Annotated in this window: 17 protein-coding genes; 9 read left to right on the forward strand and 8 right to left on the reverse strand. The window is 61.8% G+C overall.

Annotated features, from left to right (window positions below; all coding sequences use genetic code 11):
* Positions 1 to 3 precede the first annotated feature (3 nt).
* Entirely contained in the window at positions 4 to 372 is a 369-nt protein-coding gene (locus PGB28_RS01885) for a response regulator transcription factor (protein ID WP_271419782.1), read from the reverse strand.
* A 79-nt stretch (positions 373 to 451) separates the two neighbouring features.
* The gene (locus PGB28_RS01890; protein WP_271419783.1) at positions 452 to 1,765 is read right to left on the reverse strand and encodes a helix-turn-helix domain-containing protein; all 1,314 of its coding nucleotides are present in this window, start codon (positions 1,763 to 1,765) and stop codon (positions 452 to 454) included.
* 220 nt (positions 1,766 to 1,985) lie between these two features.
* On the opposite strand from PGB28_RS01890, the gene PGB28_RS01895 reads away from it, so the two are divergent.
* The 6 genes from PGB28_RS01895 to PGB28_RS01920 all read left to right on the forward strand — a co-directional run bounded on the left by PGB28_RS01895 (position 1,986) and on the right by PGB28_RS01920 (position 7,967).
* Complete coding sequence (locus PGB28_RS01895; RefSeq protein WP_271419784.1) at positions 1,986 to 3,332, forward strand: substrate-binding protein; 1,347 nt, start codon at positions 1,986 to 1,988, stop codon at positions 3,330 to 3,332.
* 111 nt (positions 3,333 to 3,443) lie between these two features.
* Complete coding sequence (locus tag PGB28_RS01900; protein ID WP_271419785.1) at positions 3,444 to 4,475, forward strand: branched-chain amino acid ABC transporter permease; 1,032 nt, start codon at positions 3,444 to 3,446, stop codon at positions 4,473 to 4,475.
* 4 nt (positions 4,476 to 4,479) lie between these two features.
* On the forward strand, positions 4,480 to 5,685 hold the full coding sequence (locus PGB28_RS01905; RefSeq protein ID WP_271419786.1) for a branched-chain amino acid ABC transporter permease: 1,206 nt from the start codon (positions 4,480 to 4,482) through the stop codon (positions 5,683 to 5,685).
* A 12-nt stretch (positions 5,686 to 5,697) separates the two neighbouring features.
* The gene (locus tag PGB28_RS01910) at positions 5,698 to 6,453 is read left to right on the forward strand and encodes an ABC transporter ATP-binding protein (protein WP_271419787.1); all 756 of its coding nucleotides are present in this window, start codon (positions 5,698 to 5,700) and stop codon (positions 6,451 to 6,453) included.
* Between the two features lie 13 nt (positions 6,454 to 6,466).
* Positions 6,467 to 7,222: an ABC transporter ATP-binding protein gene (locus PGB28_RS01915; protein ID WP_271419788.1), complete on the forward strand. Its 756-nt coding sequence runs from the start codon at positions 6,467 to 6,469 to the stop codon at positions 7,220 to 7,222.
* 289 nt (positions 7,223 to 7,511) lie between these two features.
* Entirely contained in the window at positions 7,512 to 7,967 is a 456-nt protein-coding gene (locus tag PGB28_RS01920; protein ID WP_271419789.1) for a hypothetical protein, read from the forward strand.
* Here PGB28_RS01920 and PGB28_RS01925 read toward each other — a convergent pair.
* Positions 7,933 to 9,441 (reverse strand): class I adenylate-forming enzyme family protein, encoded by a 1,509-nt coding sequence (locus PGB28_RS01925; protein WP_271419790.1) that lies wholly within the window; start codon positions 9,439 to 9,441, stop codon positions 7,933 to 7,935. The two genes, PGB28_RS01920 and PGB28_RS01925, sit on opposite strands and share 35 nt — an antisense overlap.
* Before the next feature lie 207 nt (positions 9,442 to 9,648).
* Between PGB28_RS01925 and accB the strand changes: the two genes are divergently transcribed.
* From accB to aat, 3 genes are read left to right on the forward strand one after another with little or no spacing between them, the layout of a single operon-like run.
* On the forward strand, positions 9,649 to 10,143 hold the full coding sequence (gene accB, locus PGB28_RS01930) for an acetyl-CoA carboxylase biotin carboxyl carrier protein (protein WP_271419791.1): 495 nt from the start codon (positions 9,649 to 9,651) through the stop codon (positions 10,141 to 10,143).
* A 13-nt stretch (positions 10,144 to 10,156) separates the two neighbouring features.
* Positions 10,157 to 11,506 carry an acetyl-CoA carboxylase biotin carboxylase subunit gene (gene accC / locus PGB28_RS01935; protein WP_271419792.1) on the forward strand — a complete coding sequence of 450 codons (1,350 nt, stop codon included), beginning with the start codon at positions 10,157 to 10,159 and terminating at the stop codon, positions 11,504 to 11,506.
* Positions 11,507 to 11,563: 57 nt separating this feature from the next.
* A complete protein-coding gene (gene aat, locus PGB28_RS01940) occupies positions 11,564 to 12,217 on the forward strand; it encodes a leucyl/phenylalanyl-tRNA--protein transferase (protein WP_271419793.1) in 654 nt (217 codons plus the stop codon).
* Here the strand turns inward: aat and PGB28_RS01945 are convergent.
* The 5 genes from PGB28_RS01945 to PGB28_RS01965 all read right to left on the reverse strand — a co-directional run bounded on the left by PGB28_RS01945 (position 12,181) and on the right by PGB28_RS01965 (position 14,867).
* On the reverse strand, positions 12,181 to 12,537 hold the full coding sequence (locus tag PGB28_RS01945; protein ID WP_271419794.1) for a DUF2155 domain-containing protein: 357 nt from the start codon (positions 12,535 to 12,537) through the stop codon (positions 12,181 to 12,183). The genes aat and PGB28_RS01945 overlap by 37 nt on opposite strands.
* Entirely contained in the window at positions 12,534 to 12,986 is a 453-nt protein-coding gene (gene mlaD, locus PGB28_RS01950; protein ID WP_271419795.1) for an outer membrane lipid asymmetry maintenance protein MlaD, read from the reverse strand. The genes PGB28_RS01945 and mlaD overlap by 4 nt, the downstream gene beginning before the upstream one ends.
* Before the next feature lie 12 nt (positions 12,987 to 12,998).
* Positions 12,999 to 13,382, reverse strand: a complete 384-nt coding sequence (locus PGB28_RS01955) for an NADH:ubiquinone oxidoreductase subunit NDUFA12 (RefSeq protein WP_271419796.1) — start codon at positions 13,380 to 13,382, stop codon at positions 12,999 to 13,001.
* Between the two features lie 106 nt (positions 13,383 to 13,488).
* The gene (locus PGB28_RS01960; protein ID WP_271419797.1) at positions 13,489 to 14,259 is read right to left on the reverse strand and encodes a CPBP family intramembrane glutamic endopeptidase; all 771 of its coding nucleotides are present in this window, start codon (positions 14,257 to 14,259) and stop codon (positions 13,489 to 13,491) included.
* Positions 14,256 to 14,867 carry a TetR/AcrR family transcriptional regulator gene (locus PGB28_RS01965; RefSeq protein WP_271419798.1) on the reverse strand — a complete coding sequence of 204 codons (612 nt, stop codon included), beginning with the start codon at positions 14,865 to 14,867 and terminating at the stop codon, positions 14,256 to 14,258. The genes PGB28_RS01960 and PGB28_RS01965 overlap by 4 nt, the downstream gene beginning before the upstream one ends.
* Positions 14,868 to 14,983: the final 116 nt, after the last annotated feature.

Genomic DNA, 14,983 nt, shown 5'->3' on the forward strand with positions numbered 1-14,983 from the left:
CGTTCATACAGGGGCCAATTCCCGGACTGCCTCCAGGATGTCCGAGTTTGAGAATGGTTTGGTCATGAACCGGCTGGCTCCTGCCTCGGCCGCCATCTCCCGGTCCTTGGCCTGACCGCGCGCGGTCAGCATGAGCACCGGCAATTCCGTCCATTCCGGTTGTTCGCGCAGATCGCGCAGGATTTCATAACCGCTGCGCCCCGGTAACATCACATCCAGGATCAGCAGATCGGGCTTGCGATGTGCGATAACCTCCAGCGCATCATGTCCCTTGGAATGCGCGAAGACCTCCCAACCGTCGCGCGACAGGAAGAACCGGATCGCCTCGGTGATGTTCGGTTCATCCTCAATGACGAGGACACGTTTCCCCATACGGTTTCCTCCGCTCCCGCGCATCTGGCGCGGGTCCGACAGTTATCCGCAGTTTGGCGGGGGATGTCAAAACGCTTTGCTACATTTTATCGGTCAAAACCGAAGGTTCACGCCGGGCGTCACAACTGGCCCGCGCGCAGATCCGGCAGGTCACGCCAACCGGCACCGGCGGATGCACATCCAGCGTATCGCCATCCCCGCGGTCCAGGGGGCGCACCAGCATGGTGGCCTCGATCCGCACGATCCCGCCGAACCGCATGGGCCCTGCGGCTTCGGCAATGGCATAGGCTTCGAACCGGCGCGCTTCGCGGGCCGAGGATTCGATGATCCGGTAGAGCGGCTGGGACGGCCGTGACAGGGCCCCATAGAGCGGCCACAGCGCACAGCCCGCCCCGAACCGTGGCAGTGGAAACTCGTCCAGTGGCTTGCGAAACACCGGCGTGCCCGAGGCATCACATTTCACCAGCCCCAGCGGCCCAAGCCCCGCCGAGGCGGGCAATGTGGCCAGCCGGTGAAGAATGACGCTGACCGGTGCTTCGAAGTTCCGCGCCACGACCGTCGGGTCGCATCCGACGCGACCCACGATCTCCATCAAGGGGTCCAGCGGGACAAGCGCCGCATCATGCGCGTAGCGCCGCAAATAGCGCCGCATGATATCGCGCGATGCGGTCAGGGTCAGTTCCGGTGCCGCATCCACAAGCTCATCGACTGTGGCCTCGCCCGTTTCCAGCGGCAGAAAATGATAGGCGTTGGCAGCCAGAAAGCGTTCCACCTCTTCCTCGGGGGACGCAATGGCCCGGGCCGCGTCCGAGGCGTCCAGATGGCGCACCAGCGCCGTGCTGGTTTCCGCCAGACGCCGCGCGTCTTCGTTGATGTTGCGATGGAACCGCGTCTGCCATTCCGGCTCGATCTCGTCACCTTCGGCCAGAATACCAGCAGTGGACCGGATCGAGGTCACGGTGGAAATCATGTCATGCAGGGACGCCGCCAGATGCGGATCATGGGTCAGCCGGTCGGTCAGCGCCTCGACGGTGCGCTCCAGCGTGTCGATGCGCGCGCGGCTATCCGCCAAAAGCGCGGCCCAGCCCGGAAACCGCCCGGCGAATTCGTCCAGCCTGTCCAGTTCGGCCCTGGCCTCCGGGCGTGCGGCGGCAGCTTCGCGCAGCGTGGTGATCAGCCCCACCTCAGCCCCTTCGACCAGCACCGAGGGCTCCACCTCCAGCACGCGCGAGATGGCCAGCAGCAATTTTCCGCCGATTCTCCGGCGGTTATGCTCGATTAAGTTGAGATAGGACGCAGAGATTCCCGCGAGCTCCGCCAACTCAGCCTGCTTGAGGCCGACCGCATGCCGTCTTTCGCGAATTCTTGTCCCGGTCAATGTGTCGCGGCCCATCGTCTTTTCTCCGCTTTTTTCAAGCCCATTCTGCGCTGCAGAATAATTTCTTTACAAATGCTACGATCGCACAGTCCATTTCTTTACAAGAAAAATGTTTCTTTAAAAGCCTTTGTTGCGAAATTTTCGGCACCGGCGCGATAATGACACTGCACATTTGTGCCCGTGTTTCGCACGTTGAGGAGCGTGCCAGACACATCTCACAAAACGGGAGGATTATATGTCCAAATCGAATCTGACGCGCCGTGGCGTTCTGAAAACCGGTGCCCTTGGCGGCGCTGGCCTGGCAGTACCCACCATCTTCACCGCGTCCTCCGTGGCCGCGCACACCAACGAGCCCACCGGCTCCACCGTGACGCTGGGCTTCAACGTTCCGCAAACCGGCCCCTACGCGGACGAGGGCGCAGACGAGCTGCGCGCCTATGAGCTGGCTGTCGAGCACCTGAACGGTGGCGGCGACGGCGGCATGATGAGCACCTTCTCGTCGAAGGCGCTGCAGGGCAACGGTATCCTCGGCAAGAAAGTCGAGTATGTGACTGGTGACACGCAGACCAAGTCCGACGCCGCCCGCGCATCGGCCAAGTCGATGATCGAAAAAGACGGCGCGGTGATGATCACCGGCGGCTCGTCCTCTGGCGTGGCCGTGGCCGTGCAGGCGCTCTGCCAGGAAGCCGGCATTATCTTCATGGCGGGTCTGACCCACTCCAACGACACCACCGGTAAGGACAAGCGCGCCAACGGTTTCCGCCACTTCTTCAACTCCTACATGTCCGGTGCGGCGCTCGCGCCCGTTCTGGAGAAAATGTATGGCAGCGACCGTAAGGCCTATCACCTGACCGCTGACTACAACTGGGGCTACACCACGGAAGAAGCGGTGAAATCCTCGACCGAGGCACTGGGCTGGGAAACCGTGAACACGGTGAAAACCCCGCTGACCCAGACCGACTTCTCGTCCTATATTGCACCGGTTCTGCAGTCCGGCGCCGACGTTCTGGTTCTGAACCACTATGGCGGCAACATGGTGAACTCGCTGACCAACGCGGTTCAGTTCGGTCTGCGCGAAAAGCAGGTGAACGGAAAGAACTTCGAAATCGTCGTTCCGCTCTACTCGCGCCTGATGGCCAAGGGTGCCGGTGCCAACGTGAAGGGCATCTTCGGCTCCACCAACTGGCACTGGTCGCTGCAGGACGCAGGCTCCAAGGCCTTTGTGAACTCCTTCGGCACCAAATACGGCTTCCCGCCGTCGCAGGCCGCACATACCTGCTATGTGCAGACCCTGCTCTATGCTGACGCGGTTGAGCGCGCGGGTTCCTTCGCACCCTGTGCGGTTGCCGAAGCGCTCGAAGGTTTCGAATTCGACGGTCTGGGCAACGGCAAAACGCTGTACCGTGCCGAAGACCACCAGTGCTTCAAGGACGTGCTGGTCGTGAAAGGGAAAGAGAACCCGACCTCCGAGTTCGACCTTCTCGAAATCGTCGAAGTCACACCGGCCGCTCAGGTCACCTACGCGCCCGACCACCCGCAATTCTCGGGCGGCGCGCTGGGCACCTGCAACAACGGCGCCTGATCATCCGATCAAGCCAGGGGTGGGCAGCTTTTGCCCACCCTCCCCCTTTTGCCACGGCAGTTCCCCGTCCGTGGCTTCTCCACCATCTAGATTCCGCAAAGGGTGGGACCCATGGACGCAATCATTCTTCAAATTCTAAACGGCCTGGACAAGGGCTCGGCCTATGCGCTTATCGCGCTCGGCCTGACGCTCATCTTCGGCACGCTGGGCGTTGTGAACTTCGCCCACGGCGCGCTTTTCATGATCGGTGCCTTCTGCGCCGTGACGCTCTCGCGCCTGTTCAATCTGAGCCACAAGGTCGCCGTGCCCGGCGAGACCGACTTCCTCGGCAATCCCCTGATGCGGGATCAGCCCTATCTCTACGATATCTTCGGCGAGGCCACCGGTGCCGCGCTCATTGACTGGGCCGTGCCGCTGGCGATCCTGTTCTCCATTCCGATCATGCTCTTCGTGGGCTGGGCGATGGAGCGCGGTCTGATCAAGCATTTCTACAAGCGTCCGCACGCCGACCAGATCCTCGTGACCTTTGGCCTGGCCATCGTCATGCAGGAAATCATCAAGTATTACTACGGCGCAAACCCGATCCCGACGCCGGCTCCGGCGGCCTTTACCGGCTCGTTCGACTTTGGCGCGATGCTGGGCCTTGATCCGAACCAGATCATCTATCCGTACTGGCGTCTGGTCTATTTCGCCTTTGCAACAGTGATCATCGGTGCGGTCTTTGCCTTCCTGCAATTCACCACCTTCGGGATGGTTGTCCGCGCAGGCATGGCGGATCGTGAAACCGTGGGCCTGCTGGGCATCAATATCGACAAGCGTTTCACCATCATGTTCGGCATCGCCGCCGCCGTCGCGGGGCTTGCCGGTGTGATGTACGCGCCGATCAACTCACCCAACTATCACATGGGCATGGACTTTCTCGTCCTGAGCTTCGTGGTTGTGGTTGTGGGCGGCATGGGCTCGCTTCCGGGTGCGGTGCTGGCAGGCTTCCTGCTGGGTATCCTCGAAAGCTTTGCCTCCATGTCGGCCGTGATCGACCTCATCCCCGGTATCAACCAGATCATCATCTATCTGGTCGCCATCATCATTCTGCTGACACGTCCCCGTGGCCTTATGGGTCGCAAAGGCGTGATGGAGGACTAAGACAATGTTTGGACTGGAAAAGAAAGACGCCAAACTCCTGCTGATCGTTGCGGCGCTCGTGTTCTTCGCCCCCTTCCTGCTTAACCCGTTCCCGTCTGACAGCGGCATGGCGCAGTTCAACGCGGGCTACCCCGACCTGATGCAGCGTTTCGTGATCTTCGGCATCTTCGCCATCGGCTTCAACATCCTGTTCGGCCTCACGGGCTACCTCTCCTTTGGTCATGCGGCCTTTCTCGGTGTGGGGTCCTACTCAGCGGTGTGGATGTTCAAGCTGCTCAGCATGAACGTTGTCCCGGCCATTATCCTTGCGGTGATCGTTTCGGGGCTCTTCGCCATCGTGATCGGCTATGTGTCCCTGCGTCGCTCGGGTATCTATTTCTCGATCCTGACGCTGGCCTTTGCGCAGATGTCCTTTGCCCTTGCCTATTCGGTGCTGACACCGATCACCGGCGGTGAAACCGGCCTGCAACTGGCGCTGAACGATCCGCGCATTCTTGGCGCGGCACAGACCGCAGATGGCAACATCCCGGTGCCGGGCATCTTCGGGCTGGAAATGCGCTCAACCGCTGAACTGGCCGTGGGTCCGTGGGAATTCGTGTTTAACGTGGGCTACTATTTCTCGGGCATCCTGATGCTGGCCTCCTTCTACCTTGCGATCCGCATCTTCCGCTCGCCCTTTGGCATGATGCTGCGGGCGGTGAAATCGAACCAGCAACGCATGAGCTACACGGGCCTGAATCCCAAGCCCTACACGCTGGCCGCTTTCGTGATCTCGGGCATGTATGCCGGTCTGGCCGGTGGCCTGATGGCTGCGATGGACCCGCTGGCTGGTGCCGAGCGGATGTTCTGGACCGCATCGGGTGAAGTTGTCCTGATGACCATCCTGGGTGGTGTCGGCACGCTGATCGGCCCGGTGCTGGGCGCGGGTGCGATCAAATACATGGAAAACATCATTTCCAAGATCAACTCGGACATCCTGCACGGCTGGTTTGCCTTCCTGCCTGACGGGCTCGAGGATTTCGTGGTCGCCATCATCTACCCGTTCATCGGCAAGGGCTGGCACCTGACGCTGGGCATCATCTTCATGCTGGTGGTGATCTTCCTGCCCGGTGGTCTGGTCGAAGGCGGTCAACGCATCGCCAAGTTGTTCGGCAAGAAGAAAACCAACGACGCCAAGGATGGCGCCGAAGCGAAAACCCCTGCGGAATAAGGAGACGGAGAGATGGGTATTCTTGAAGTCAAAGACGTTGGCAAACGCTTCGGTGGCCTGCAGGCGCTGAGCGACGTGCAACTCAACGTGGCAGAAAACACCTGCCACGCCATCATCGGCCCCAATGGCGCGGGCAAATCCACCCTGCTCAACTGCCTCATCGGCAAGCTGATCCCCGATAGCGGATCGGTCATGTTCGACGGGCAATCAGTGCTGGGCCGGACCCCGTTCGAGATCTGTCAGATGGGCATTTCCCGCGTGTTCCAGACGCCCGAGATCTTCGGCGACCTGACCGTGCTGGAAAACATGATGATCCCGATCTTTGCCAAGCGCGACGGCTCGTTCGAAATGAACGGGATTTCCAGCGTGTTCAGCCAGAAGGATGTGCTGGAAGACGCGGAAAAGATGCTGGAAGACATGAACATGGCCGACAAGCGCCACATGCATGCAGCTTCCATGTCCCGCGGTGACAAGCGGCGGCTTGAGATCGGCATGTGCCTGTCCCAGAACCCCCGCCTGCTCCTGCTCGACGAGCCGACAGCGGGTATGGCGCGCGCCGATACCAACAACACCATTGATCTTCTCAAGGAGATCAAGGCCGAGCGCGACATCACCATCGCCATCATCGAACACGACATGCATGTGGTGTTCAGCCTCGCAGACCGGATCACCGTTCTGGCCCAGGGCACGCCCCTGGTCGAGGACAGCCCGGAAAACATCAAAGGCCATCCGAAGGTGCGCGAAGCGTATCTCGGTGAGTCGGCGTAAGGAGTTTTAAAAGATGAACGTCAAACCCGACTTTACCAAGAACGCCAATATGGCCGAAACGGCCCCGGCCTTTCTCTCGGTCTGGGACATGCATGCCTATTACGGTGAAAGCTACATTGTTCAGGGCGTGTCCTTTAACGTGCACGAGGGCGAGATCCTTGCCCTTCTGGGCCGCAACGGCGCGGGCAAGACCTCGACCCTGCGATCCATCGCGCGGATCGGTGATCCCCAGGTCACCCATGGCGAGATCTGGCTGGATCACCAGCCGCTGCACAAGATGACCTCCTATGAGGCAGCCACGGTCGGTCTGGGTCTCGTGCCCGAAGACCGCCGCATAATCCCCGGCCTGACCGTGGAAGAGAACCTTGAACTGGCGCAAATTGCCCCGCCCATCGGCTGGTCGATCGAGCGGCTCTACGACCTCTTCCCGCGTCTCGGCGAACGCCGCAAGCAAGAGGGCACGACCCTGTCGGGCGGTGAACAGCAGATGCTGGCCATCGCCCGGGCGCTGGCGCGTGACATCAAGGTGCTGCTCCTGGACGAACCCTATGAGGGCCTTGCCCCGGTGATCGTGGACGAAATCGAGAAAACCCTCATCCACATCAAGGAACAGGGCATGACCACGATCCTCGTCGAACAGAACGCCGTGCGTGCGTTGGAACTCGCGGACCGTGCAGTCATTCTGGATACCGGCGGGATCGTCTTTGACGGGACAGCAGCCGAGGTTCTTGAGAACGAAGAGCTGCGGGCCGAGTATCTGGCAATCTGATCTGGTATACCAAATGACGCTACGTCATTAACCACCCCTGATCCCGTGTAAGCTCTGACATTTTTAAGCGCTTTGGGTATTCTCGGCTCACTCCCGGATTGGTCTGACTGATCCGGGGCCAGAGCGCCCGCATCCGCCGCTGCTTGCATTGGATGCGGGCGCTTCCTCGTTCTGAGGACAGGTTTTAATCAATCCTTATGAATGTCCTGCCTGCCGCTTAACCCGCTGTTAAGGCGCCTTGCCCAGACTTTAATTCGGGTTGGGGCTCCCAATGGAACGGGAGTGAGAGATGACATTTACAGGTCTGCCGCCTCTTCAGGCACCGATGACAACCGGGCACCCGGCGTCGCTTCCTGCCGTGTCGCTGCGCAAGGAACCGTCCCTGAGGGTCGAGCCCAGCACCAAAGGCGGCGAAACCGCGGGCACGGCCTTGCGACAGGGACAAACCCCGCCGCAAGCGCAGGCTGCCCGTCGCGAGGATCGGGAAAACGCCTCGGCCCCGCCGACAATCCTGCAGATCAAGATCGGCGAAATGCTGCGCGAACAGGCCGAAGCGATCAAGGAGCCAGAGACTGACGGTGAAGCGCGCGCCACCGAATCCGATGCAACGACGAAAGAACCGGCGCAGGTCGCAACCAAGCCGGACGATGCCGCGCCGCGCATGGCGGTCGCGCCTGACCCGGATGCGCCAGAGGATCGGGAGCCGCCCGCTACTGCGCCAGACGATCCCGAAGCGCGGTCTTGAGCACCTTGCCGTAATTGTTCTTGGGCAACTCGGCCACGAATTCATAGGCCTTGGGCCGCTTGAACCGCGCGATGCGGTCCAGACAATGGCGGTCAAGCTCTGCCGGGTCCGCCCCTGCCCCCTGCTCCAAAACCACAAAGGCCACCACCTCTTCGCCCCAATCGTCGTGATGCCGCCCAACCACCGCGACCTCGGTTATCGCCGGATGTTCCAGCAACACCTCCTCGACCTCGCGCGGATAGATATTGGACCCGCCGGAAATGATCATGTCCTTGGACCTGTCCACCATTGTGACATAGCCGTCTTCGTCCATGCGCCCCATATCCCCGGTCCAGAGCCAACCGTCGCGCAGCGTCTCGGCGCTGGCCGTGGGGTTCTGCCAGTAACCCGGCATCACCGCCGCGCCGCGCACCACGATCTCGCCGGTCTCCCCCGGCGGCAGCAATGCGCCATCCGTTCCGGCAATCTCCACCTCGACCATGGATTGCGCCCGACCGACCGAGGCCAGCCGCTCGCGCCAGCGCGGATGCGTCCGGTCCGCCACGTCCTGCCGCGTCAGCGCGGTGATCGCCATCGGGCATTCCCCCTGCCCGTAGATTTGCAGGAAGACCGGCCCGAACTGCGCCACCGCCGCCTCGATATCGGCAAGGTACATCGGCCCGCCCGCATAGACGATACTGCGCACCCCCGTGCCGTTCTGCCCGGTCTCGCGCGCATGCGCGGTCAGCCGATGCACCATGGTCGGCGCGGCGAACATGTGTATCCGGTCATGATGCGCGGCCAGATCAAGGATTTCCTGCGGGTCAAAGCCCCGGGACGGCGGCAGCACATGCCGCGCGCCCTTGAGCACATGCATCACGTTGTAGATGCCCGCCCCGTGGCTCATCGGCGCGGCATACAGCGTGGCGTCCTCGGGGCTCACCTCATCGGCATCGGTGAAATAGCTCAGCGCCATCGCCTCAAGCATGCCATGGGTGATCATCACCCCCTTGGGCCGCCCGGTCGTGCCCGAGGTATGAAACAGCCAGGCCAGGTCCTCGCGGTCCCGATGCACCGGGCGATCCACCGGCACCTCGGTACCGGGCGCGCAGGCCGCTTCGATCTCCAACACCGTGCCGTCATAGCCCGCTTCCGCAAGCGCCTGCGCCTCGTCTGGCGTGGCATAGCACAGCCCGCATTGGGCGTTGTCCAGAATCCACGCCGCTTCGCGCCCATGGAGCTTGGCATTGATCGGAATGACCGCCGCCCCCGCATACCAGATGCCATAAAACGCAATCAGGTAGTCCGGCACATTCGCGGAAAAAATCGCCACCCGGTCCCCCGGCCCGATCCCCCGCGCACCTAGACGTGCCGCGACCTGACCTGCACGCCAATGGAAGCCGCCATAATCGGCAACCCTATCGCGGCCCAGAAAAATCGCCGGGCGTCTGGCGTCATGCAACGCCGCCCGTCGCAACCAGTGTGCAAGATTCATCCTGTCACCTCCCCGTTTCGGCAAGATTATGTCCCCACCATTGACCTGCGCGTCAAGTGATGTCTGAAATGCTGGTATTCTTGCGAAGTTCCCCCCATATTTCGTGCCAAAGCCCGCTTTTCACGCAATCCGGCGTGGCCTATAAGGCACGCTGAACGTGATAACGCTACGACAGGCGGGCACCCCCCAGAACGAGGTGAGGACAGTATGACAAAGAACACGCATGATGCAGACGTGGCCTTTATCGAGGCACTCGCAAAGCTGCTTCGCGACAATGATCTGACCGAGCTTCAGGTCAAGCGCGACTATGCCGAGGATGACAGCCTCAACGTGCGTGTGAGCCGCGCGGCCCCAGCGGCCGCTCCGGTTCAGGCAACTGTTGCCGCGGCCCCTGCCCTTGCGCCCGCCCCTGCTGCCGCACCCGCGGCCCCGGCAGCCGCCGATCATGGCGGCGACCCTGCCCAGCATCCCGGCGCTGTCCCCTCGCCGATGGTGGGCACTGTCTACATGCAGGCCGAACCCGGCGCGCCGTCTTTCATCAGCGTTGGCGACACGGTGAGCGAGGGCGACACGCTGCTCATCGTCGAAGCGATGAAAACCATGAACCACATCCCCGCCCCGCGCGCAGGCAAAGTGTCCCGCATCCTGGTGACCGATGGCGACCCGGTGGAATTCGGCACGCCGCTTGTGATCCTCGAATAAGCGGGGCCAGTACATGTTTGACAAAATCCTGATTGCCAACCGAGGCGAAATTGCCCTCCGGGTGATCCGCGCCTGCCGCGAGATGGGCATTGCCTCGGTCGCCGTGCATTCCACCGCCGACAGCGACGCGATGCATGTGCGCATGGCGGATGAAACCATCTGCATCGGCCCGCCGCCGTCGCCGCAAAGCTACCTGTCGATCCCCGCGATCATTGCCGCCTGCGAAGTCACCGGCGCACAGGCCATCCACCCCGGCTATGGCTTCCTGTCGGAAAACGCCAATTTCGTGCAGGTCGTCGAAGATCACGGTCTGACCTTCATCGGGCCCACCGCCGAACATATCCGCATCATGGGCGACAAGATCACCGCCAAGGAAACCATGATCAAGCTGGGTGTGCCCTGCGTGCCCGGCTCGGATGGCGGCGTGCCGGATCTGGAAACCGCCAAGCGTCTGGGCGAAGAGATGGGCTATCCGGTCATCATCAAGGCCACCGCCGGTGGCGGCGGTAAGGGCATGAAAGTTGCCGAGTCCGCCGCAGACATGGAAAAGGCCTTCATGACCGCGCGCGCCGAGGGCAAGGCCAATTTCGGCAATGACGAAGTCTATATCGAGAAATACCTGCAAAAGCCGCGCCACATCGAGATTCAGGTCTTTGGCGATGGCAAGGGCAACGCGGTACATCTGGCCGAGCGGGACTGTTCGCTTCAGCGCCGCCACCAGAAAGTGTTCGAAGAGGCCCCCGGCCCCGCGATCACGCCCGAGGAACGCGCGCGGATCGGCAAGATCTGCGCCGAGGCCATGGCCAATATCAACTATATCGGCGCGGGCACGGTCGAATTCCTCTATGAAGACGGCGAGTTCTATTTCATCGAGATGAACACCCGCCTTCAGGTCGAACACCCCGTGACCGAGAGCATCTTTGGCGTCGACCTTGTGCGTGAACAGATCCGCGTGGCCGAAGGGCTGCCCATGTCCTTTACGCAGGACGACCTTGAGATCAACGGCCATTCCATCGAGGTGCGGATCAACGCCGAGAAGCTGCCGAATTTCTCGCCCTGCCCCGGGCGCATCACGCAATACCACGCCCCCGGCGGTCTGGGCGTTCGGATGGATTCGGCGCTTTATGACGGCTATTCCATTCCACCCTATTACGACAGCCTGATTGGCAAGCTGATCGTGCATGGCCGGGACCGGAACGAGGCGCTGGCGCGGCTCAACCGTGCCTTGGGCGAATTGATCGTGGACGGGATCGACACCACCGTTCCGCTGTTCCGCGCGCTTCTGGAAGAGCAGGATATCCATACCGGGGAATACAACATTCACTGGCTGGAAAAATGGCTCGACCGGACGTTTGAAGCCTGAGGCATTTCGGCGGGCCGCGCCCTTGCTGCCCGCCGCATTTGATTGCACCTTGCGATCATGAGTGACACCCCGACAGAGCCTGACCTGTCCCCGGATCTGGTGCTGCACGCCTATGCGTCGGGCATCTTTCCCATGGCAGAACATCGCGACGACGCGAATGTGTTCTGGGTCGATCCGCGCAGGCGCGGCATCATCCCTCTGGACGGGTTTCACTTGTCGCGTTCGCTGGCCCGCCGCATGCGGCGCATGCCGCATCAGATGCGCATCAACACCGCTTTCGCGCAAGTGATGAAGGCCTGCGGAGATCGTTCAGAGACCTGGATCAATCCGCTTATTACAAATATTTTCAACGCTTTGCATGATGAAGGCCACGCGCATTCTCTGGAGGTCTGGGCCGAGGGGGAGTTGATCGGCGGGATTTATGGTCTGGCTCTGGGTGGAGTTTTCTGTGGCGAATCGATGTTTTCCCGCCGCACGGACGCGTCCAAGATGGCGCTGGCCTATCTGGTGGACCGGTTGAACATGGCGGGTTTCACGCTGTTGGATACCCAGTTCCTGACCCCGCATCTCGCCTCACTTGGCGGGATCGAGATCACGCGGGCCGCGTATCACCGACGGTTGCGCGCGGCTCTGGAGATCACGGCAGATTTCACCGCCCCGCCGCTGGCCAGCGCTCAGGAGGTCTTGCAGCGCAGCACCCAGACGTCATAGCGCGAATGGTCCAGCGCGTTGAGCGCAGGCGAGGACGCAATCATCCAGCCCGAGAACACTGGCGTCGTATCGCCGGTTTCCCAGATATTGAGAAAAGCGTAAGCGTCCCCTGCCGGGTTACCCTCGGGGTAGCGGCATTCGGTCATGTCGATGCGCAGGCGCCCGAATTCCAGGGTCTGCCCGTTGCCGAGTTCCAGATCCGTGGCATCGCCCGACACCTTGTCGAGTCCGCGCAGCACCGCGCCCGTGCCGATGCTGACCGCTTCCTGCGCCATGGCAGGCGCGCTCAGGACCACCGCCACGACAAGCGCGCGGATCATTCCTCGTCCCCACTGCCCGAGACGAATTTCAGCAGGAGCGAAATCAGGCTGACCGCGCCCTGTGTGTCTTCCATTTCCTGCCCCGGCTCGAAATAAAACGGCGATCCGCCGGGGACGATCTCAACGAAATTGCCGCCCAACAGCCCCTCGGAGCTGATGGCGATGGCACTGTCATCGGGGATCTGGATGCCGTCGCGCACGGTAAACACCGTATCCGCGCGATAGGTCTCCACGTTCAAATCTACCTCGGTCACGGTGCCGATCTTGACGCCCGCGAGCCGCACATCGGTGCCCACCTGCACACCTTCCAGCGACCGGAAGGATGCGGTCAGCGGATAGCCCGCATCGCTTTTCGACAGGCCCGTGGCCTGCCCGGCATAGACGACAAATCCAATTGCCGCGGCGAGAACAACGCCGCCAACCAGAACTTCTGTGGTGTTTTCCGCCATGGGTGGGGCGCCTTATTCGGGGGTCCAGGCCTCGTAATCCTGCCGGTCGGCAGGCTCGGGGCGGCGCAGCGATCCGGCCGGCGCATAGGCCAACGGCGTGCCGGTCAGGTTCTCCTGATGCGGTTTTTCCCAGGCCTTGTGCTTGATGGGTTTCTCGGTCGGCGGTTGCTTGACCGTGTGATGCAGCCAGCCATGCCAGTCGGGGCTGACGCGGCTTGCCTCGACCTCACCGTTGAACATCACCCAACGGCGCTTGCCGTCACGGGTCTCGTAAAACAGGTTTCCCTGATCGTCCTCGCCCACTTTGACACCCTTGCGTGACGTGTAAAGCGCCGTTCCCAGCGTCGAGCCGTTCCACCAGGTGACCGCGCGCAGCAAAGTTTTCAGGATACCCATAGAAGCCTCCGATCATCGTCAGCCACTCTATGACGGATGCAGCCCGGAAGGTCCAGTGACAAGCGCGACAACGCATTGCCGCATGGCCATGAAACCGGCGCCTTGTTCATGACCCCAACCATCCTGCCCCGGCTTGCCCGGTCCGATGAACGACCAAGCCAATGGCAAGAAGGGACAAGACGGCATAAAACCAAAGGCTTGTACCGAACCAGCTGTTTGGATCGCGAAACCCGGCGAAAATGGCGAGCCCCGACGCCACATTCACACTCAGGTGGATCAGGACCGCAGGCAGGATAGAGCCCCCTGACAGCGTATGCCCAGCCCCGATGATGACAGCGTAGCATAGGACATGTCCGGCAAAGAGAGGCAGGGCAATCTGCGCATGCGGCGAGTCGATGGTCCAGAGCGGCAGGTGCCAGACCAACCAGATGCCCCCCACAACCAGCGAGGCCACCAGCCAGCCCAGTTCCGGGGCAAGACGGTCTTGCAAATAGCCGCGCCATCCAAGCTCTTCGCCCAATGGTCCGAGAACCAGGTTGAACGCCACGAGGCCCAGCACCAGCCCCGGGCTCAAAGCGGTCGTGGCTTCGGGTGCAAAGGGCAGCAGCACCAGCAAAAGAGCGACCGGTGCGGCCACCAGCGCCCAAACCGGCCACGGAACGGAGGACAGCTGCACGACCCGCCCCAACAGCTCTGCCAACTGACCTTCCCGCGCGCTCAGGACCATCGCCGCAAGAGAGGGTCCCCAAACCATGATCAACCAGAACGGCAAACCAAAGGCGCTTTCGGGGGACCGCGCCGCTGGCAGGGCCGTGATACAGGCGAAGGCGACAAGAGAAATGCCGAAACTCAGAGCAAGAAATGCCAGGATATTCATGTCACCACCGCCTTTTCTTTCAACTCGGCAATGATCGGGTCGAGACCGGACGGTGATTTGAGCAGCGGCTCCAATGCCATGAGCGCCGTTGCCGCGAACCGCGCCGCATCCTCTTGGCGCCATGTCCCAAGAATTTCGCGGCGGTTGATATGGGCATTCACGGTCAGAAACAGCTCGGCAACATGCGCCGAAGCAATCCCCGGCCGGACGTCACCACGCAACCGCGCCGCAAGCGGGTCGCGCAAGACCGTGTCAAACGCCTCATCCAGCGCCGCGAGGTAATCCAGCTTGTCTTCCTTGCTGAGCAATCCCTTCAAAATGCCCCGGTCATGGCCCAGAGCCGCCGATCCGGCGCGTAGCAGAGCCGGGATCGGCGCGGTCGCGTGATCCGTCAAGACCCCGGCGATCTTGCGAATGTCGTCCTCGATCAGTCCATGCAGGATGGCACGTTTGTTGGCAAAATGATGATACAACCCGCCGCGAGACAATCCGCAGGCAAGGCGGATATCCTCCATCTCGGTGCCGGAGAACCCGCGTCCGGCAATGAGCTCCCGCGCCTTTTCAAGGATGTCCGCGCGGCGTTCCGATTTGTTGAGTCTGCGGTTCATACATCCAACGTACCGACACATGTCGGTAAGATCAAGACTCGGTCGGACCGGCTCGCGCAACAGGCGGCAAAGCACCGGAAACCGCCCCGGTCGCAGATCGCGGTCGCGGTCGCGGT

Source organism: Primorskyibacter aestuariivivens, from assembly GCF_028023675.1.
Taxonomy (GTDB): Bacteria; Pseudomonadota; Alphaproteobacteria; order Rhodobacterales; family Rhodobacteraceae; genus Marinovum; species Marinovum aestuariivivens.